At 59.9% G+C, this 19,639-nt stretch carries 15 protein-coding genes; 8 read left to right on the plus strand and 7 right to left on the minus strand.

The features are described from left to right. Positions 1–32: 32 nt before the first annotated feature. Positions 33–1,427, plus strand: coding sequence for an MFS transporter (locus LDK53_RS15235; RefSeq protein WP_225287518.1), 1,395 nt, complete (start codon positions 33–35; stop codon positions 1,425–1,427). A gap of 40 nt (positions 1,428–1,467) precedes the next feature. On the opposite strand, the gene mcrC is transcribed toward LDK53_RS15235, so the two are convergent. The 6 genes from mcrC to LDK53_RS15265 all read right to left on the minus strand — a co-directional run bounded on the left by mcrC (position 1,468) and on the right by LDK53_RS15265 (position 9,425). Beyond that, entirely contained in the window at positions 1,468–2,598 is a 1,131-nt protein-coding gene (gene mcrC / locus LDK53_RS15240) for a 5-methylcytosine-specific restriction endonuclease system specificity protein McrC (protein ID WP_225287497.1), read from the minus strand. Continuing rightward, entirely contained in the window at positions 2,595–4,547 is a 1,953-nt protein-coding gene (locus tag LDK53_RS15245) for an AAA family ATPase (RefSeq protein ID WP_225287498.1), read from the minus strand. The genes mcrC and LDK53_RS15245 overlap by 4 nt, the downstream gene beginning before the upstream one ends. 131 nt (positions 4,548–4,678) lie before the next feature. Beyond that, positions 4,679–5,500 carry an alpha/beta fold hydrolase gene (locus tag LDK53_RS15250; protein ID WP_155030641.1) on the minus strand — a complete coding sequence of 274 codons (822 nt, stop codon included), beginning with the start codon at positions 5,498–5,500 and terminating at the stop codon, positions 4,679–4,681. Positions 5,501–5,530: 30 nt separating this feature from the next. Further along, positions 5,531–7,150 (minus strand): MFS transporter, encoded by a 1,620-nt coding sequence (locus LDK53_RS15255; protein WP_225287499.1) that lies wholly within the window; start codon positions 7,148–7,150, stop codon positions 5,531–5,533. Continuing rightward, a complete protein-coding gene (locus LDK53_RS15260) occupies positions 7,147–7,554 on the minus strand; it encodes a DoxX family protein (protein ID WP_059385968.1) in 408 nt (135 codons plus the stop codon). The genes LDK53_RS15255 and LDK53_RS15260 overlap by 4 nt, the downstream gene beginning before the upstream one ends. Further along, positions 7,554–9,425: an amidohydrolase gene (locus LDK53_RS15265; protein WP_225287500.1), complete on the minus strand. Its 1,872-nt coding sequence runs from the start codon at positions 9,423–9,425 to the stop codon at positions 7,554–7,556. Before LDK53_RS15265 ends, LDK53_RS15260 begins: the two co-directional genes overlap by 1 nt. 217 nt (positions 9,426–9,642) lie before the next feature. Here LDK53_RS15265 and LDK53_RS15270 point away from each other — a divergent pair, with 217 nt between their 5' ends. From LDK53_RS15270 to LDK53_RS15290, 5 genes are all read left to right on the plus strand, one after another. Then, the gene (locus LDK53_RS15270) at positions 9,643–10,329 is read left to right on the plus strand and encodes a hydrolase (protein WP_023331928.1); all 687 of its coding nucleotides are present in this window, start codon (positions 9,643–9,645) and stop codon (positions 10,327–10,329) included. 61 nt (positions 10,330–10,390) lie between these two features. Continuing rightward, entirely contained in the window at positions 10,391–10,612 is a 222-nt protein-coding gene (locus LDK53_RS15275; RefSeq protein ID WP_225287501.1) for a DUF1427 family protein, read from the plus strand. Next, on the plus strand, positions 10,609–10,869 hold the full coding sequence (locus tag LDK53_RS15280; protein ID WP_010427264.1) for a XapX domain-containing protein: 261 nt from the start codon (positions 10,609–10,611) through the stop codon (positions 10,867–10,869). Before LDK53_RS15275 ends, LDK53_RS15280 begins: the two co-directional genes overlap by 4 nt. A gap of 23 nt (positions 10,870–10,892) precedes the next feature. Continuing rightward, complete coding sequence (locus LDK53_RS15285; protein WP_225287502.1) at positions 10,893–11,273, plus strand: response regulator transcription factor; 381 nt, start codon at positions 10,893–10,895, stop codon at positions 11,271–11,273. Between the two features lie 9 nt (positions 11,274–11,282). Beyond that, positions 11,283–16,865 (plus strand): ATP-binding sensor histidine kinase, encoded by a 5,583-nt coding sequence (locus LDK53_RS15290; protein WP_225287503.1) that lies wholly within the window; start codon positions 11,283–11,285, stop codon positions 16,863–16,865. A 3-nt stretch (positions 16,866–16,868) separates the two neighbouring features. Here the strand turns inward: LDK53_RS15290 and LDK53_RS15295 are convergent, their stop codons facing one another. Further along, a complete protein-coding gene (locus LDK53_RS15295) occupies positions 16,869–17,486 on the minus strand; it encodes a response regulator transcription factor (protein ID WP_225287504.1) in 618 nt (205 codons plus the stop codon). Positions 17,487–17,770: 284 nt separating this feature from the next. Here LDK53_RS15295 and LDK53_RS15300 point away from each other — a divergent pair, with 284 nt between their 5' ends. Beyond that, positions 17,771–18,373 carry an ATP-dependent Clp protease proteolytic subunit gene (locus LDK53_RS15300; protein WP_024909504.1) on the plus strand — a complete coding sequence of 201 codons (603 nt, stop codon included), beginning with the start codon at positions 17,771–17,773 and terminating at the stop codon, positions 18,371–18,373. 135 nt (positions 18,374–18,508) lie between these two features. Next, positions 18,509–19,630 (plus strand): cupin domain-containing protein, encoded by a 1,122-nt coding sequence (locus LDK53_RS15305; protein ID WP_225287505.1) that lies wholly within the window; start codon positions 18,509–18,511, stop codon positions 19,628–19,630. Positions 19,631–19,639 lie beyond the last annotated feature (9 nt).

Raw genomic sequence — 19,639 nt, forward strand, 5'->3', positions numbered from 1 at the left:
CCACCGCCGGGCAACCAGGCAGGCATATAACAATGGCAATGACAATGAAAATACCGTCTCGCGAGTTGTGGTCTTATTTTGGTTATGGTTTAGGTCAGTGTTTTAGCTTTGGTTTAGTGGGTTCGTTTATTAACTATTTTTACACCGACGTGCTGGGGATTTCGGCGCTGGCGGCGAGCACCATCTTCCTGATTGCCCGCGCGTGGGACGCGGTTCACGATCCGCTGTTTGCCAGCATTATGGACACCATTAACAGCCGGTTCGGCAAATTTCGCCACTTTTTGCTGATCGCCCCTTTGCTGATCACCGGCGTCACGCTGCTGTCGTTCTATAAAATCGAAGCGGACATGACCACCAAAATCCTCTACGCCGGGGTGACGTATATCCTTTGGGGGACGCTGTACGCCATCTCCGATATCCCGTTCTGGTCGATGTCGTCGGTGATGACCAACGACTCCGGGCAGCGTACCCGCGCGGTGACGGCGGCGATGCTCGGGGTGAACGCCGGGATTGCCTGCGCCAACATCTTCTTCCCGAAGCTGGCGGCGTTCTTCGCCCAGTACAGCAACGATAAAGGCTACTTTATGGCGGCGCTGGTGATGATGCTGGTGGGCCTGCCGCTGATGCTTAACGGCTTTATGCAGATCAAAGAGCGCGTGCCGCCGAGCCCGGAAAAGGTGACCATCCGCGACACCTTCCACAACCTGCGTCAGAACAAGCCGCTGTTTATCGTCCTGCTGTCGTTCTTCTTCTGCGTGTTCCACAACGTGGCGGGTGGGCTCTACATCTACTTCTTTATTAACAACCTGGGCGACGGCAGCCTGCAGATGGCGATTGGCGTGATGGGGATCGTGGCGGCGGTGCTGTGCCTGGTCGCGCCGATGCTGACGCGCCGGATGCAGAAGCGGAAGCTGTTTATGATCCTCTGCGGGCTGGACGTTGCGGTGCGCGTGGTGATGTGGTTTGTCGGCTATCAGCAGGTGACGATGCTGTTTATTCTCCTCGGCCTGAGCACGCTGTTCGTGATGATGACCAACATTCTTACCTCATCGATGATTGCCGACACCATCGAGTACGCGGAGTACCACACCCACAAGCGCTGCGCGGCGATCACCTTCTCCGGGCAGACCTTTACCGGCAAGATGTCGGTGGCAGTGGGCGGTGGGCTCATCGGCGTATTCCTGACGATGATCGGCTACGTGCCGCAGGCGCAAATCCAGAGTGAGAGCGTGCTGTCGGGTCTGTTCTTCGGGATCTGTTTGTTACCGGCGATAGGGTCGCTGATCCGGATTGGATTTATGTCACGCTTTACCTTTACCGAGGAGAAGCATGCGGAGATTTGTCGGCTGCTGGCGGAGCGTCGGCATCATTTAGAAAATAGCCATGTGGAGAATGAGCGGCTGGAGCGCCCGGCTCCGGCGAACTAATCCAGGTGGGCGCCTGTTATCCAGGCGTCCACTTCAGAACTTAGTTCACATCAGTTATCCCACAGCAATCGTGCGCTAATTTCAATAATTGCTGCGTCATTGTGGCGGCATCTGCTGCTAAATCAACGGTGGCAAAGTGGATTTTGTGCCCTTGTACCTCAACGAATTCGTAGAGCATTACGTCGACGGCGGGATGAAGTAATAATCCAGCTGAATGGAGAGATAACGGGTCTGTTCGGTTCTCCTGCGTGCGCAGATAGGTATACATCTGGTAGATATAACCGCTGCGCAAGCTCCGATCGCGATACCAGCCTTTAGTCAGAACGTTATTGAACTTAGTGTCGATGATGACGCGCTGTGCAGGTTGCCTGTGCTCAAGAATGATGTCCGAGTACATGGTTGGGAAAATACTTTCGCTCCCCGCGCTGTGAGACGTTATTCCCCATTTCAACTCTTTTCCGGCCGCGACTGTCCAGTCTTGTTTGGGTAGATGGACGTGATAGAAACCCGCCATACTTTTTTCGAACAGCTTACGCATCCAGTAAGGGTCATCAGACGGCGTTGGCAACAATTTTTGCCCCGCAGTTTGGGTTGGTAGCCATAATTCAAATGCCAGCTGCGCGGCATCGACCATGGCTTTATCCGCCGCATCGTGGCGACCAAAGCGCGTGATGGAGGGCAGTTCACCTTTGCTGGGCATACCGCCCTCGATACCTCGACGACGCAAAATGATTGCCATTGCGCGACATTGCGCAGCCAGCCCGTCGCTGAGCAGCGGAACAAGGTGTTCTAACGCAGAGCGAACATAGCGATTTCGCGGTGTATCCAGCGTCATCTCCTGAAACTGGCAGGCTACCTGTGCCCGCTCAAGCAATTGCCGACTGGTTGTGCGCAGAACATCAATGCGTCCCCTTACCCTGTTAAGCGTGGCGCGGCGTGTTTGATATCCCATACTTAAATGCCTTAACAGCCGCTGCTCCACTTCGTGAAGCAGGATTCTGGCTACCAGCGCCGGGATCTCCTCCGGGTTGTTTTCAGCGGCAACCATGCTGCGCCCGCGGTGGCGAAACAGACTGGAGGCATACAGCATCAATAGCCAGATGTTGCGCAAAGGAATGCGAGATAGAGCTTCCCGAACCTGCGTATCGCCACGTTCAGCAAGATCGGTCATACGCTGAGAAGTCCCTTTCTGGCATCCAGAACTTTCTCCGGCGCATCGAACCAGTATTCGGCAAGTAAAGGGAAGATTTCGGTTTCGACAACCTGCTCGTACCAGGCCATCCCGTCGTCAATTTTCAACCCCGCTGGTGGGGTAACATAGCTATGCCCGATACAAAACTGTGGCCCTAGCGCCGCATCCCTGGACAATTTTTCATTTAACGCGGTTAGCTGGGATTCGATAAGGGTTAATGTTTCCAGACTCACGTTAAACCGTTGGTTAACCCACTTTTTCCACGCGTCGTTAAATTCGGGCTTAAGATCAATAAACGCAAAGCGGCGCCGTAATGCCAGGTCCAGCAGGGCAAGCGAGCGGTCAGCAATATTCATCGTCCCGATGATGTACAGGTTTTCAGGAATGTAGGTTTTTTCATCCATATCAGATCGATATGAGAGCTCAAGCGCCTCATTCGGCGTGCGTTTATCCGCCTCCATCAGCGTCAGCGTTTCGCCGAAAATTTGCGCAGGGTTACCCCGGTTAATCTCTTCAATGATGACCACGTACTTAGTCGTCGGATCGTTGACTGCTTTGTCTATCGCATGGAGAAAAGGCCCGTCTACCAGTGCTAAACGACCTTCATTGTTAGGACGCCAACCGCGAATAAAATCTTCGTAGGAGAGGGTAGGGTGGAACTGCACGGCGCTGATGCGCTTAGAGGTTTCCTCGCCCATCAGGCAATACGCCAGGCGGCGAGCAAGCCAGGTTTTACCGGTTCCCGGCGGGCCCTGCAGGATCAGGTTTTTTTTGGCCTGTAACCGCTGAAGGATGAGCTGTATTTTTTCCTCTTCTAAAAAGCAACCCTCATCGATCAAGTTGCTTATCGCGTAAGGCTTATGAGGGATTTCCGCTGGCACGTTCTCTTCAACCGTTTCCTCGGTGATGCTCTGCAATTCACCTTTATCGAAGTTGAGATATTCATAGTTGCCGGGGGTCTGAAACTCTAATTCATCATCATCACGTAGTTTTTGCAGATAATATGAAATGGACGATTCAACCGTATTGTTATTGGGATAATCCGCCTTAATCTCATCCAGATAGGCCTCTTTTAACTCCCTCAAGGAGAAGAAAGGGCTGTCTTTTTGCAGGCACAGTAGTTTGATTTTATTGAGCAAATAGGCTTTCCATGTCAGTCGCTCGACTTCATCATTTGACTGATGTAAATCGATATTCCATGCCGCCAGGGAGAGTTCAGGGAAAGAGTGAACCGGATAGTTTGGCTGGGTAAAGGCCTTTTTGAGCGCCAGGGCTACGGTCTGATAGTTGTGTCCGCTGCAGCGCCCTTTGGCACCTTTTTTAATGATTTTAATATTCAGGACTTTCTGGATGTAATACTGAGACTGGCTATCCAGCGTAGGGTAGAACCAGGGGCGTAGCCAGTACAATCCCATCGTCAGGTTCCAGCCAACATTGCGCACGTTAGATGCGGCGTCATAGGAAAAGAGGAAGTCCGCAGGATCGGCGTTTGGGGTATCGGCAAAGGAGATTGCCTGAGAAAATATTTCCCACAGCGTATCGATGTCTTCAGGCTTACGTGATTTCTCATAGCCAAAGAACCATGACTTCTGATTGTTTAGCAGCGGAATTCCGTCGAACGATTCAGGAACCTTTTCACTAACGCCTATCAGTTTTGCCAGGCTGGCTGCGATATTTCTTCGGTTGGTAACGGTAAGCGAGCGATTAAACAAACCCATAGTGGTGAAAGGACAAATGTCTTTCAAAGGATGGGGAGCGCCATTAGCGGGCTTGTCCTGCAGGTGCGACATACTGCCAATCTCTGCAGCAATGCGGTGAATACCCGCCACCAGCTCCTCTCTTCGATTTCGCCAGGTCAATAGCCGGGAGGCAAATGCCTGATAGAAGTCTGCCCATGCGAATCTGACGTCTTGCTCAACTGCGTCCATATGCTCTCCGGTAAAATTTCAGGCTTCAGTAACCTGGCGACTGAATTTTACGGGATTGTAAGCCTTAGTGAATAACTACCTAAAACAGTGATCTATAAGGGCATGCCGGAACGACATGCCCTCAGACGACCTTACAGCGACTTCACAAACGTCAGCAGATCTTCGTTGAGCTGGTCCTGGTGGGTCAGCGCGAAGCCGTGCGGCGCGTTGTCGTACACCTTCAGCGTGGCGTTTTTGATCATCTCTGCCGCCAGCTTGCCGGTGCTTTCAAACGGCACGATCTGGTCGTTGCTGCCGTGAATGACCAGCGTCGGCACGTCGATTTTCGCCATATCCGGGCGGAAATCGGTTTCGCCGAACGCGGTCACGCAGTCGATGGTGCCCTTCAGGGACGCCAGCAGGGCGATGTTCAGCGTCTGGGTCAGGGCACCGGCAGAGACGGTCTGCCCGGCGTTGATGCCGTAGAACGGGGTGGCGAAGTCGCTGATAAACTGGGCGCGATCTTTACGCAGCCCGTCGCGAATGCCGTCGAACACGCTCTGATCCACACCCTGCGGGAAGGTCGCAGATTTACCAAAGATTGGCGTCACCGCGCCCAGCAGCGCCAGACCGGCGACGCGCGCGCTGCCGTAGTTGTTGATGTAGCGGGTCACGTCGCCACCGCCCATGGAGAAGCCCACCAGCGTCACGTCCTGCAGGTCCAGGGTGGTGATCAGGTCGTTGATGTCGGACGCAAAGGTGTCGTAGTCGTAGCCGTTCCACGGCTGATCCGAGCGGCCAAAGCCGCGACGGTCAAAGGCGATGGCGCGGAAGCCGCGCTCGGCCAGGTAGTTCAGCTGGCTGTCCCACATGTCGCCATCCAGCGGCCAGCCGTGGCTGAAGAGAACCGGTTTCCCCGCGCCGCAATCTTTGTAGTAAATCTGCGTGCCGTCTTTTGCCTTAAACGTTGCCATAGTGTGTTCCTGTACAGGTGATGGTTAGGGTTATACCGGCGCGACCAGATAGCGAATGGCCGGTGATGTTGTGCCCTGATGAAAAGCCAGAACGCGGCTCTGCAGCAGGAGGTCATTCATGGTGTGGCGCTCCTGCTGGCGCAGATGCTCAATCCACGAGCCCATCAGGAAGGTCTCGATAAACAGACCGGGGCGCTCAATATCTTCGTACACCGCCCAGCTCATCGCCCCGGCGCGGCGGCGCACCCGGCGCAGCTCGTGGACCGCCTCGAGGAAGGCCTTCGCGTTGTGCGGGTCAATGATGTACTCGTGCGAGACCAGCACCGGGCCGCGCTCGTTCGGCAGGTCGATCTCCACGCCGTCCAGCGGCTGGCCGCTCAGGTCGAGGTTTAAATCAGGATCTTTCTCCAGCTTCCAGCGGAACACGGTGGCGCTTGCCAGCACCATCCCCAGCGTGGCGACCACCAGCGAGGTTGGCGTGCCGAACTGCGACGCAATCTGCCCCCAGATGGCGCTGCCCGTGGTCATTGAGCCGAAGAACACCGTCAGGTAGACCGCGAGCGCCCGGGCCTTCACCCAGCGGGCGGCGCTGCGCTGCGCGCCGAGGTTGAGGGTGGAGAGCACCGCAATCCACGCGAAGCCGGTGAAAAACTCAAACAGATTAAGCAGCCAGACGTGGCGCACAAATGCCAGCGCCAGCATGGTGAGGGCAAAGGTCAGACTCGCGGCCACCATCAGCCGATCGGCGTTCAGCCGCTGGCGCAGGCGCGGCAGCAGAATGGCCCCGGCAATCGCCCCCAGGCCAATGCACGCCAGCATCACGCCGTAGCCTGCCGGGCCTAAGCTCAGCTCGCGGCGCGCCACCAGCGGCAGCAGTGCCCAGCCTGCGCTGCCGAAAATGAAGAAGGCCACCGTGCGCACCAGCACGTTGCGTAGCACCGGCGCGGCGTGAACATAGCGAATGCCCGAGCGCACCGCCGAGAAAAAGTGCTCCGGCGGCAGACGCTGAATGGACGGGGCCGGACGCCAGCGCCACAGCACCCACGCCACGCCAACCACAGACAGCGCGTTCAGGGCAAACACCATCCACGGCCCGGCGAGCGACAGCAGGAAGCCCCCGAGCGCCGGGCCAATCGCCCGGCTGATGTTCACCCCGAGCGAGTTCAGCGCCACGGCGGCACCCAGCTCCGGCTTGCTCACCAGATCGGGCACCACGGCCTGAAACGGCGGCGAGCTCATCGCCGCCCCCACGCTCAGCAGAAACGTCGCCACCAGCAGAACGGTCGGGGTGACGTGTCCGGTGAAGGAGAGCACCGTCAGCCCGGCGGCGGCGATGAACACCCACAATTGAGAGAAGAGCAGGTATTTACGTCGGTCGACGATGTCCGCCATCACCCCGGACGGCAGGGCGAAGAGGAACATCGGCAGGCTGCTGGCTGCCTGTACCAGCGCGATATCCAGCGGATCGGCGCTCAGGGTCAGCATGCTCCAGTTGATGCCGACGTCGCTCATCCATGAGCCGACGTTAGAGACCACCGTGGCGATCCACAGCATGCGGAACACCGGCTGGCTCAGCGGCTGCCAGGGCGAAACCGTCGGTGCGGGCGTCGTCTCGACGTGTGCGTCGCGAACGTCGTTAACCTGGGTCATGCGAACCTCTCCGCTGCCTTACGCTGCAGCCGCCACTGGCCCGGCCCGGTGAGGGCAAGGGTGGTGAAGATAATCAGCAGCAGCCAGCCAAACTGCCCTTCGGCAATCGACCAGTTCGGGTGAACCGCCAGCATCGCCACCAGCAGCACGGCGATAATCGGCAGGCACGCCAGGCGGGTGTAAACACCCGCAATGATCAACAGCGGGCAAATCACCTCGGCGACAATCGCCGGGATCAGGCTCGCGTAAGGCCCGAAGCCAAACGGATCTTCAATGCGCGTCAGCTCTTCGCTGAAGTGCAGCACCTTCGGCAGGCCGTGCACGTAGAGCAGCAGCAGGCTACCGGTCAGGCGCAGGAAGAACAGCCCCAGGTCGATCCGGGGCGGTACAGTGGTGTTTTTCATCAGAATGCAAAGCAGCTGCAGCCCAGCGCCCCCCAGAAAGCGTTATCGTCGGACACCGGCATCGCTGACGTGCGGGCGAAATCATGCTGGTGGCTGTGAACCCCGCACGGGCCGCTGCAGTGGTGGACGGCGCTCATGCCCACGCGTGCGGCCTGCGGCGGCGCGCTGCGGTAGTGGCCCGGCACCTTGACCACCGGGGACCACTCGGGCAGAACCGGAATGGCCGGCGGCGCGAGCGGGCCAAAGCTGCCCGCGGCGTAGACGATATCGCCATTGACCACCGTCAGGACGGACTCGATGCCCTTGATCTCCTCTTCCGGCACGCGGAAGTAGTCTTTGCTCAGCACCGCGAGGTCCGCGAGCTGGCCGACCTTGATCTGCCCCTTCAGGTTTTGCTCGCTGGAGAACCACGCGCTGCCCTGGGTCCAGAGCATCAGCGCGGTATCGCGATCCAGTCGGGCGCTGTGATCGTACATCTGCATCCCGCCGACGGTGCGGCCGGAGACCAGCCAGTAGAGCGCGGTCCACGGGTTGTAGCTCGCCACGCGGGTGGCGTCCGTCCCTAAGCCCACCGGCACGCCGGTCTCCAGCATTTTCGCCACCGGCGGCGTGTGGCGGGTGGCTTCGATGCCGTAGCGTTCGGCAAAGTACTCGCCCTGGAAGGCCATGCGGTGCTGCACGGCAATGCCGCCGCCGAGCGCTTTGATGCGGTCGATGTTGGCCTGTGACACGGTTTCCGCATGGTCGAAGAACCAGTGCAGGCCGTTGAACGGAATGTCGCGGTTCACCTTCTCGAAGACGTCCAGCATGCGGCTGATGGATTCGTTATAGGTGGCGTGCAGGCGGAACGGCCAGCGGTGCTCCACCAGATGACGCACCACGCGCTCCAGCTCGTCCTCCATGCCCGGCGCGAGGTCCGGGCGCGGCTCGAGGAAGTCTTCAAAATCGGCAGCGGAGAAGACCAGCATCTCGCCCGCGCCGTTGTGGCGGAAGAAGTCGCTGCCCTGGCCCGGCGTGAGCATGTCGGTCCATTTTTCAAAGTCTTCCAGCTCGTGGCCCGGACGCTGGGTAAAGAGGTTGTAGGCGATGCGGATGGTCATCTGCTTTTTCTCGTGCAGCTCGGCGATCACCTCGTAATCTTCCGGGTAGTTCTGGAAGCCGCCGCCCGCGTCGATGGCGCTGGTCAGCCCCAGGCGGTTCAGCTCGCGCATGAACTGGCGGGTGGAGTTGACCTGCTGCTCCAGCGGCAGCTTCGGCCCTTTGGCCAGCGTGGCGTAGAGGATCATGGCGTTCGGACGGGCAATCAGCATCCCGGTCGGGTTGCCGTTGGCGTCGCGCTGGATCTCGCCGCCCGGCGGGTTTGGCGTGTCTTTGGTGTAGCCGACCACCTTCAGCGCGGCGCGGTTGAGCAGGGCGCGGTCGTACAGATGCAGGATGAAGACCGGGGTGTCCGGCGCGGCGTCGTTAATTTCGTCGAGGGTCGGCATGCGGCGCTCGGCAAACTGGAACTCGGTCCAGCCGCCCACCACGCGCACCCACTGGGGTGACGGCGTGCGCAGGGCCTGCTCTTTCAGCATCCGCAGGGCATCGGCCAGGGAGGGCACGCCTTCCCAGCGCAGCTCAAGGTTGTAGTTCAGCCCGCCGCGGATCAGGTGCAGGTGCGAGTCGTTCAGGCCGGGGATGGCGGTGTGGCCTTTTAGGTCCACCACCTGAGTGCCGTCGCCGTGGTGTTGCATCACCCCGGCGACGGTACCCACTTCCAGAAATTTTCCATCGCGCACGGCAACGGCTTCCGCGACAGGGTTCTCGCGATCGACGGTGTGAAACTGGCCGTTAACCAGAATGAGATCGGCTTTACCGAGGGTAACCATAACTGCTCCTGACTGAGAGGGGAATGGTCAGGATTATGGGAACCGGTTTCGGCAAAGATCCAGTTATACAATAGGATAGGTATACCAAAGTATAACTATACCTAAGGTTAACTATACGAAGAGATAATTACGCGCGGAGACGGAAAACCGCAGGATGGGGACGACTTTATCGTCGCGGCGCTCGCGGCGATTTCACCCTTAACCACTGGAAAATGCTATGACCTCTTCAAAGCTCGAAGTGTTAACCCCTGCGAACTGTCAGATAATCTTTATCGATCACCAGCCACAGATGGCGTTTGGCGTGCAGTCGATTGACCGCCAGGTGCTGAAAAACAACACCGTGGCGCTGGCGAAAGCGGCCAAAGTGTTCAACATCCCGACCATCATCACCACCGTTGAGACCGAAAGCTTCTCCGGTAACACCTACCCGGAGCTGCTGGACGTGTTCCCGGGCCAGGACATCCTGGAGCGTACCTCCATGAACTCCTGGGACGACCAGAAAGTACGCGACGCGCTGAAGGCCAACGGCAAGAAGAAGGTGGTGGTTGCCGGTCTGTGGACCGAAGTGTGCAACAACAGCTTCGCCCTGTGCGCGATGCTGGAAGGTGACTACGAAATTTATATGGTAGCGGACGCGTCCGGCGGCACCTCCAAAGAGGCCCACGACTTCGCGATGCAGCGCATGATCCAGGCGGGCGTCATCCCGGTGACCTGGCAGCAGGTGATGCTGGAGTGGCAGCGCGACTGGGCGCGTAAAGAGACCTACACCGCGGTCATGGATATTGTGCGTGAGCACTCCGGCGCGTACGGCATGGGCGTTGATTATGCCTACACCATGGTGCACAAAGCGCCGTCTCGCCAGAAGAGCGAGCACCGCACCTTAGCGCCGGTTCCGGCTCGCTAAGCCCCGCTGGCGGGCTGGTCCCTCATCCGGCTCGCCGCTGCCTTTATCTCTGGAGTTCACAATGAGTACTGGGCTGATATCCCTTGCCGCCGGCGTGTTGATTGGCCTGATGTATGCCGTGCTGAAGGTGCGCTCCCCCGCGCCGCCCGCGCTGGCGCTGATTGGCCTGCTGGGGATGCTTGCGGGTGAACAGGCGACGCGCCATCTCTTATCCCGCGACGGTGCGCCGCCGCCTCAGGTGACCGTTGTGCAGGCTAAAACGCAGACGGGAGCGTCATCATGAAAGCGTGGATAATTTCGCTGGTGTGCGGCGTGGTAGCTGGGGTAATTTACGCCCTGCTCGACGTTCATTCCCCGGCGCCGCCGGTTGTTGCCCTGCTGGGCCTGTTTGGCATGCTGGTGGGTGAACAGCTTATCCCGGTGGGACGACGTTTACTGAGTCGCGAACCGCTTACCCTCGCCTGGTTTCGTCACGAATGCGTGCCGAAAATCAGCGGCACGGCGCCCCCTGCGCCCGCGAAGGACGATCGCGACGTTTAATGATTTGTGAGAGGAAAGACAGCATGACGCTGCCGTGGCGCATTGCCATCATTGATGACGAACGTTCCGTCCGCAGCGGGTTGAGTAATCTCCTGGAGTCGGAAGGCTATTCGACCGATACGTTTGATTCGGCAGAGGTATTTCTCAGCCACCCTCTCGCCCTGTCCGGCGCGGCGCTGGTGATCACCGATATCAAACTGCGGGGCATGAGCGGCCTGGAGCTGTTCGCCAGGCTGCGGCTGCTGGCCGTACCGCCGCCGCCCGTGCTCTTTATCTCCGGTCATGCTGATGAAAATATGCAGCGGTATGCTCTCAGTCTGGGCGCCGCTGCTTTTTTGCGTAAGCCCATTAACATCGATATTCTGCTGGATCATATTCAGCGGGAGCTGGCCCGCCGACAATAAGGATCGCGGATGAACGAACACGAGCAGCCTGCATTCTGGCCCGCCCAGGGGAATCTTCACCAGGGGCGGGTTTTTGTCCTTAAAGAGGATGTGATTTTTACCGTGCTGGCGCAGGAGGGGGGGATTTCGTGGATGCATGCGCGACATCCTCATTCCGGCGGCTCGTTTATTATTGCCACCGCGGTGAGCGACGAAGAGGAAGAGCGGGCCACCCGGCTGCTGAAAAACGAGTTTGCGCTGCGCGATATGCTGCAGGACAGCTGGGCCATTCGCGCTGTCGCGTCCACCCAGTACCGGGGGCGCTTCGCGCTGGTCTATGCCCCGTTTTCCTTTGAACTGCTGGCGCGACGCGCGGGCAGGGCGATCTCGGGGATCGCGCGCTTTATCGAGCTGGCGATCCAGATCTGCGTTCCCCTGCGCCAGATGCATCTGCAAAACCTGATCCACGGCGATATCAAGCCCGGCAGTATTTTTGTCCATCACGATGCCACCTGCCGTCTGGGTAGCTTTGGCCTCTCCTGCACGCTCTCCGATGCCCTCTCCGGGACCCGGCTTGCCGTATCTGGCGGTACGCCTGCCTGGATGTCGCCGGAGCACACCTCGCGAACCCAGCGTCCCGTTGATAACCGCAGCGATCTCTACAGCCTCGGCATGGTGCTGTATGAACTGCTGACCGGCCGCCTGCCGTTTGAGCTGGGGGAGGACGACCAGACCAACTGGGCGCATTACCACATTGCCTCAGCGCCGCTGGCGCCGGACGCGATACGCCCGGACGTGCCGGGGATGCTGTCGACCATCATTCTGAAGCTGCTGGAAAAGCACCCCGATAACCGCTACCAGACGGTCGACGGGCTGATTGCCGATCTCCGCCGCTGCCAGGCGACGTTGACCTGTGAAGGCGACATCGTCGCCTTTCCGCCCGGCCAGCAGGACCGCACCCCGGCGATCCATCTGGCGGATTCCCTGTTTGCGACCCATCCGCAGGCGAACGACATCATTGCCGCGTTTGAGCGGGTAGGGCAGAACCGGGTGCCGGAGCTGGTGACCATCGGCGGACCGTCGGGGATCGGTAAATCCTCGATCATCGCGACGGCGCTTAAAACGCTGCAGCAGCGTACGGTGCTGCTGGCGGTGGGCAAAGTCGATCAGTTTTCACCGTCGTTGCCCTACGGCGTATTAAGCTCCGCGTTCCGCTCCCTGACGCTGCACCTGCTGGGGCTGCCGGCGGACGAGGTGGCAAAGTGGAAAATCCGCCTCTCGCGCGCCCTTGAGGGGTATGAAGAGCTGGCCGTCAGCCTGGTGCCGGAGCTGGGTCTGCTGCTTGAGCGCAAGCCGCGCTTCTCGGCGGATACCTTTTCCATTGATGCCCGGGCGCGCTTCAGCCATATGGTGCTGGCGCTGGTAAAGACCTTTGCCTCGCAGGGCTGCCCGCTGGTGCTGGTGCTTGACGATCTCCAGTGGAGCGACGCCGCCAGCCTGCATACGCTGAAATATCTGCTGGTCAACGGCGGGGCTATCCCGCTGCTGGTGGTGGTGGCGCACCGCGATATCGGTTCGTTATCCGACCCCACAGTGCAACAGCCGCTGGCGAGCCTGCCGGAGGTGGCACAGCACGCGAGCGAGATTGTCCCGCAGGCGCTGTCTGTTAAAGCCGTGGCCCGCTGGCTGGCGACGGTGTTTCGCACCCGCAGCGCGGCGACGGCCGACCTCGCCACGCTGATCCATGAGAAAACCGGCGGCAACCCGCTCTTCGTGCACGAGTTTTTCCGCCGCATCGTCGATGACGGTTTGGTGGTGCATAACAAATATCAGGACAAGTGGCATTACGATCTGCAGGCGATCCGCGCCCGGCATTACACCGAAAACGTGGTCACCCTGGTGCTGGAGCAGCTCGAAGAGTTGCCCGACGAGACGCGCCGCCTGCTGGGCAGCATTGCCTGTCTCGGCGGCACGGGCGAGATGGAGATGATGTGCCGCGTGGTTGGCCTGTCGATGGCGGAGATGCGCTATGCGCTGCATCCGGCGGTGATGGCCCAGCTCATCGTGCTGACGGAAAAAAAATATGCCTTCACCCACGACAGGGTGCAGGAGGCCGCCGTTGCGCTGCTGGATCGGCATGAGAAAAGCCACATTCACCTGACGACCGCCAGCCTGCTGGCCGACGCCGCGCGGCAGGCGGCGGGAAACGAGCTGCTGTTCCGCGCCGTTCACCACGTCACGGCCGCGCTGGACAGCATCCAGCCCGCCCCGCAGCGCCAGAGATTTCGTGAGCTGAGCCTGCTGGCCGCGCGAAGGGCGAAGCGTTCGGGGGATTACCTTTCCGCGCTGAGCTATATCCAGACCGCCAGAGCGCTGGGCAACGCCGGGACGGTGTCAGACTTTATGCTCGATATCGAAGAGGCGGGCTGCGAGTTTGCGCTGGGGCACCTGGCGCGCACTCGCGAGCTGTGTGACGCGATCCTCGGTTGCCCCGGCGGGCTGACCGAAAAAGCGCTGGCGGCCAACCTGCTGGTGGAAGTCTACATTCGCCAGTCCGACAGCCGTCTGGCGCTGGAGGCGGCGCTCTGCTGGCTGGGGGTGTTGGGCATCCAGATTGGCCGCTATCCGGAAGACGCCGACTGCGACGAGGCCTGGGAACGCTTCTGCAACCGTGCCAATGGTGCGCCACAACCTCTTTTTGCCCCGCTCGCACGCATGGAGAACCCGGAAACCGAAGCGGTGATGAACCTGCTCTACAGCGCCAGCATTTGCGCCAGCTTCATCTGCCCGCGCCTGCACTTTTTACTGCTCTGCCGCATGATGCACCTGACCCTCGATTACGGCATCACCGGCGCCTCCACCACGGCGATGGCCTGGTTTGGCGTGCTGATGGGCCACCGCTACGCCGAGTACCGCCTCGGGTTCCAGTACGGCACGCTGGCCCGCGAGCTGGTGAGCCGCCACGGCTACGATGCGTTTGAAGCCAAAACCCTGCTACCGCTCGACCAGCTTAGCGTCTGGACCCAGCCTTTATCGTTTACCATCGAGTGCGCAAAAGCCTGTTTCAGCGCGGCGGTGACCCACGGCGATATGACGATGGCTTGCTTTGCGGCCTGCCACCAGGTGATTAACTTCCTCTCGCGGGGCGATCACCTGGACGGAGTGCTGACCAGCATCGATCGCGGCCTGGCGTTCGTGCGTAAAACCCACTTCCAGGACGTGGAAACCATTTTGATGGTTCAGCGCGGCTACGTTGAGTTTCTGCGCACGCCGGTCATCGGCACCTGGACCGCGTCGCAGGTATTGCCCGAGGCGCTGCTTCCCGCGTCGCCGGAGCAGGCCCCGGAGCAGACTTCCACCATGCTGTTCTGGTACTGGCTCTACCGCGGCATGGCGCACTTTACCTGCGGGGAGTATGCCGACGCGCAGGCGGATCTCGAGACGGCGGGCTGGTATGCCTGGTCTGCGCCGGGACACATCCACCTGCTGGATTATCACTTCTACAGCGCCCTGGCACTCTCCCGTCAGCTGACGCCGGAGACCTTCTCGGCGAACCATCGCCGCAGCATTCACGCCCATTACGACAAAATCGCCCTCTGGGCGCGCATTAATCCCGGCACGTTCGCGGATAAAGAGGCGCTGATCTATGCCGAAATTGTGCGTCTGGACGGGATGAACAGCATTGCCCTTGAGCAGTATGAGAAGGCGGTCAGGCTCTCCCGCGAGGGCGGGTTTAATCCGATCAACGCCCTGGCCCACGAGCTGGCAGGGCGCTTTGCGCTGGCCTGCGGCTACCCGACCGCCTCGGATGCGCACTTCCGCGGTTCGATTGCCGCCTGGGGCCGTGCCGGGGTGCAGGCCAAGGTGCGCCAGCTGGAGCAGGATTTCCCGCACCTGCTGGCCTCCGGACAGGCCAGCGCCTACGACACGGTGGCGTTCGCCCAGAATGAGACGATCCGCGATCTGCAGAGCGTGATCAAAGCCTCCCGCGCGCTGTCGGAGGAGATCAATCTTGAGCGCTTAATCGAAAATCTGATGACGATCCTGCTCGAACGCGCCGGGGCGCAGCGCGGGCTGCTGCTTCGCGTGAGCGATAGCCTGATTCCGGAGATCGAAGCCAGTGCCTGGACCAGTACCGAGGGCGTGCGGGTGCGGATCCTGAAAGACGTGCCGACGGCGACCGACCTGCCGCTGTCGGTGCTGGCGGCGGTGATCCGCACCGGGCAGGAGATCCGCACCGGTAAACCGGAGGAGTTCCACCCCTTCAGCCAGGATCCCTATCTGGTGACCTCGGGAGCGGCCGTGATGTGCGTCCCGATGTTCAAACAGGCGCGGCTGGTGGGGGTGCTGTACCTGGAAAACCGCCTGATGCCGGAGGTCTTTACCGCCGAGCACTCGCGCGTGGTGAGCCTGCTGGGCGCGCAGGCCGCGGTCTCCCTGGAGACGGCGCGGCTGTACGCCGAGCTGCTGGCGGAGAACATTCAGCGTCGGCGGGTCGAGAAAGAGCTGCGCGCCAGCCAGACCTCGCTGATGCTGGGCGAGCAGATCAGCCACACCGGCAGCTTGCGCTGGGAGCTGGAGCAGGACCTGATGTTTGTCTCGGACGAGTACGCCCGCATCCTCGGCCTGCCTGAACAGCAAAAGACGATCTCCATGGCGGAGTTTTTGACCTTCGTTCATGAGGACGATTACGCCCGCATCAGCGCCATCGTCACCCGGAGCGTGCGCGACGGGCTCTCCATGCGGGCAGAGTTTCGCGTGAAGCGTCCCGACGGCTCAACGCGCTACATCCTCGGGATTGGCGATCCGGTGGGCGTGGGCAGCGAGGTGAACGAGTATTACGGCATCATTACCGACATCACCAGCCAGCGCGCCGCGGAAGATGCCATGCGGGTGGCGCAGGCGGATCTGGCGCGGGTGTCCCGCGCCACCACCGTCGGACAGCTGACCTCCTCCATCGCCCACGAGATCAACCAGCCGCTGATGTCGATTGTTTCTAACGCCGGGGCGAGCCTGCGTTGGCTCAGCCGCGAACCGGCCCGGCTGGATAAAGTGCGCGAAGGGCTGGAGGAGATCGCCGCGGAAGGCGCGCGGGCGGGGGAGATCATTCGCAGCATTCAGTCTCTGACGCGCAAGCAGGATCCCACCTTTTCGCGTATCGATCTGCACGACCTGATCCACCATATCATCATGCTGTCGCGCAGCGAGCTGGAGCTGCGACAGATTAGCGTTGATTATCTGTTGCAGGCGCAGGAGAGCGTTATCACCGGCGATAGCGTGCAGATCCAGCAGGTGCTGCTTAACCTTGTGATGAATGCGGTAGAAGCGATGGCCGAGGTGACGGATCGTCCCTGCGTCATCACCCTCAGCACCAGCAACGCGGACGGGAAAGTTATCGTCGAGATCGCCGATACCGGCAGCGGCATTGAGCCCGAGCGGCTGGAGCAGATTTTTGACTCGTTCTACTCCACCAAAGCGCAGGGAATGGGGATGGGGCTGACCATCAGTGCCAGCATCATCGAGCGCCACTGTGGGAAGCTGAGCGCGCGCCGCCGGGAGCCGCACGGCACCGTGTTTGCCTTTGCGCTGCCGCTGGCCGCGCAGGAAGGGTAAACGTTACTCCGCGGGCTGGCTTTTGGTCAGGCGCTCAACGGCCCTGACCAGCTCTGCTACGGAGCGCACCTGCATTTTCTCCATCACGCGGCGGCGATGCACCTTCACCGTGATCTCGCTGACGCCCAGCTCGGCGGCAATCTGTTTATTCAGCATGCCGCTAATCGCCAGCGTCAGCACTTCGTGTTCGCGCGGCGTGAGGGACATATGCCGCTGCTTCAGGGCGTAGTGCTCTTTATTGCGTACGGCGTTGTGTTCCGCCAGCCGGAGCGCGGATTCAATGGCGTCGATAAGCGCGCCAGATTCAACGGGCTTGGTGAGGAATTCGTAAGCGCCGCCCTTGATGGCGCGCACCGACATCGGGATGGTGCCGTGGCCGGTGAGGAAAATAATCGGGATCTCGCGCCCGCTGTCCTTGAGCGCGTCAGCCACCTCAAAGCCCGAGATGGCGGGCATTTGCATGTCGAGGATCACGCACGACGGCAGCTCCTCAAACCGGTGTTGAAGAAACGCTTCTGCCGATGAAAAGCCGATGGCGTTTAAGTCTGCTGATTCCAGCAGCCCGATTACGGAGTGCCTGACTGCGTCATCGTCATCAACCACATACACAATGTGTTCCATTCACCGCCCCGGTGCTGATTTACATGTCGAGGATGCAAACAGTCCCGACGGTTACGTAAGGGACTGTTTATGCTGACTTTCATCTTAACACATTAAATATCATTATCATTTAACAATATGATAACCGTATGAAGTATAGCGAGCCGGGGCGGGAGTGGTGAAGGAACGAAACGCGTGCAACATGGGCAGTATGCCTCAGCGCCCTCGTTATTTGTCGGTGAGGACTTTGATCGGTAAAACAGGCTACACTCTGGTTTTGAGCGCTAATTGCTGAGGACATAACAATGCACTACACACTGAAAGAGAGCGACAAGGAAAAAGCGGAAGGGTCAAACGGCGCGGGCGCTCTGCAGCAAAAACTGCTGGAGTCCCGTTCGATTGTGATCTCCGGTGAGATTAACCAGGAGCTGGCGCAGAAAGTGATCACCCAGATGATCCTGCTGCAAAGCGTCAGCAACGATCCGATCAAGCTGTACATCAACAGCCAGGGCGGTCACGTGGAAGCGGGCGATACCATCCACGACTTTATCAAATTCATCCGCCCGGAAGTCCACGTTATCGGCACCGGCTGGGTGGCAAGCGCCGGGATCACCATCTTCCTGGCGGCGAAAAAAGAGCACCGCTACTCGCTGCCCAATACCCGTTTTATGATCCACCAGCCGCTGGGCGGCGTGCGCGGTCAGGCGACGGATATTGAGATCGAAGCGCGCGAAATCATCCGCATGCTGGATCGCGTGAATAAGCTGATCGCGGATGCGACCGGCCAGCCGCTGGAAAAAGTGAAAAAAGACACCGACCGCAACTTCTGGATGTCTCCGGCAGAAGCGCTGGACTACGGCATCGTCGGCAAATTGATTACCCATTATGACGAGCTGAAGCTGGATTAAGTTTTCGCGCCGTGTATGTGTCGGGTGGCGGCTACGCCTTACCCGACCTACACGCCCTCGTTTGACCCATGACAAGTTCCCCCTCTGCCTTCTTGCCTATAATCGCGCCTGTTTCCCCTCTCACTGGTGCTATCCATGGCGTATCAACTGAACCTGAACTGGCCGGAATTTCTTGAGAAATACTGGCAAAAACAACCCGTTGTACTGAAAAATGCCTTCCCGAATTTTGTCGACCCGATTACCCCGGACGAGCTGGCAGGCCTGGCGATGGAGCCGGAAGTCGATAGCCGCCTGGTGAGCCATTTCAACGGCAAGTGGCAGGCCAGCAATGGTCCGTTTGAGCACTTTGACGATCTGGGCGAAACGGGCTGGTCGCTGCTGGCGCAGGCGGTGAACCACTGGCATATGCCTGCGGCGGAGCTGGTGCGTCCGTTCCGCGTCCTGCCGGACTGGCGCCTGGATGACCTGATGATCTCTTTCTCCGTCCCCGGCGGTGGCGTGGGCCCGCATATCGATCAGTATGATGTTTTCATTATTCAGGGGATGGGCAGCCGCCGCTGGCGCGTGGGTGACAAGCTGCCGATGCGCCAGTTCTGCCCGCATCCGGCGCTGCTGCATGTGGATCCGTTCGAGCCGATCATCGACGAAGATCTGGCCCCGGGCGATATCCTCTACATTCCGCCTGGATTCCCGCACGACGGCTTTACCCATGAGACCGCGCTGAATTACTCCGTCGGCTTCCGTGGGCCAAACGGCCGGGATCTAATCAGCAGCTTCGCCGATTATGCGCTGGAAAACGATCTGGGGGGCGAGCACTACAGCGATCCGGATCTCACCTGTCGCGAACACCCGGGCCGCGTGGAGCAGTACGAGCTCGATCGCATTCGTCAGATGATGATCGAGATGATCAGCAAGCCGGATGATTTCACAAAATGGTTTGGCAGCTTTGTCTCCACGCCGCGTCACGAGCTGGATATCGCCGCCGCCGAACCGCCGTATTCTGCAGAAGAGGTGCTGGACGCGCTGCAGGGCGGCGAAACGTTGTCTCGCCTGAGCGGCCTGCGCGTGCTGAACATCAACGGCAGCTTCTTTATCAACAGCGAGCAGCTGGAGACGGTAGACGCGAAGGCCGCGGATGCGCTGTGCCGCTACACCGAACTCGGCCAGGCGGAGCTGGGGGATGCCCTGAACAACCCGGCGTTTGTCGAGGTGCTCACCGGGCTGATTAACCAGGGGTACTGGTACTTCGACGAGTAATGCGGCCTG

Origin of the sequence: Enterobacter sp. K16B (assembly GCF_020216105.1) — a bacterium.
GTDB lineage: Bacteria > Pseudomonadota > Gammaproteobacteria > Enterobacterales > Enterobacteriaceae > Enterobacter > Enterobacter sichuanensis.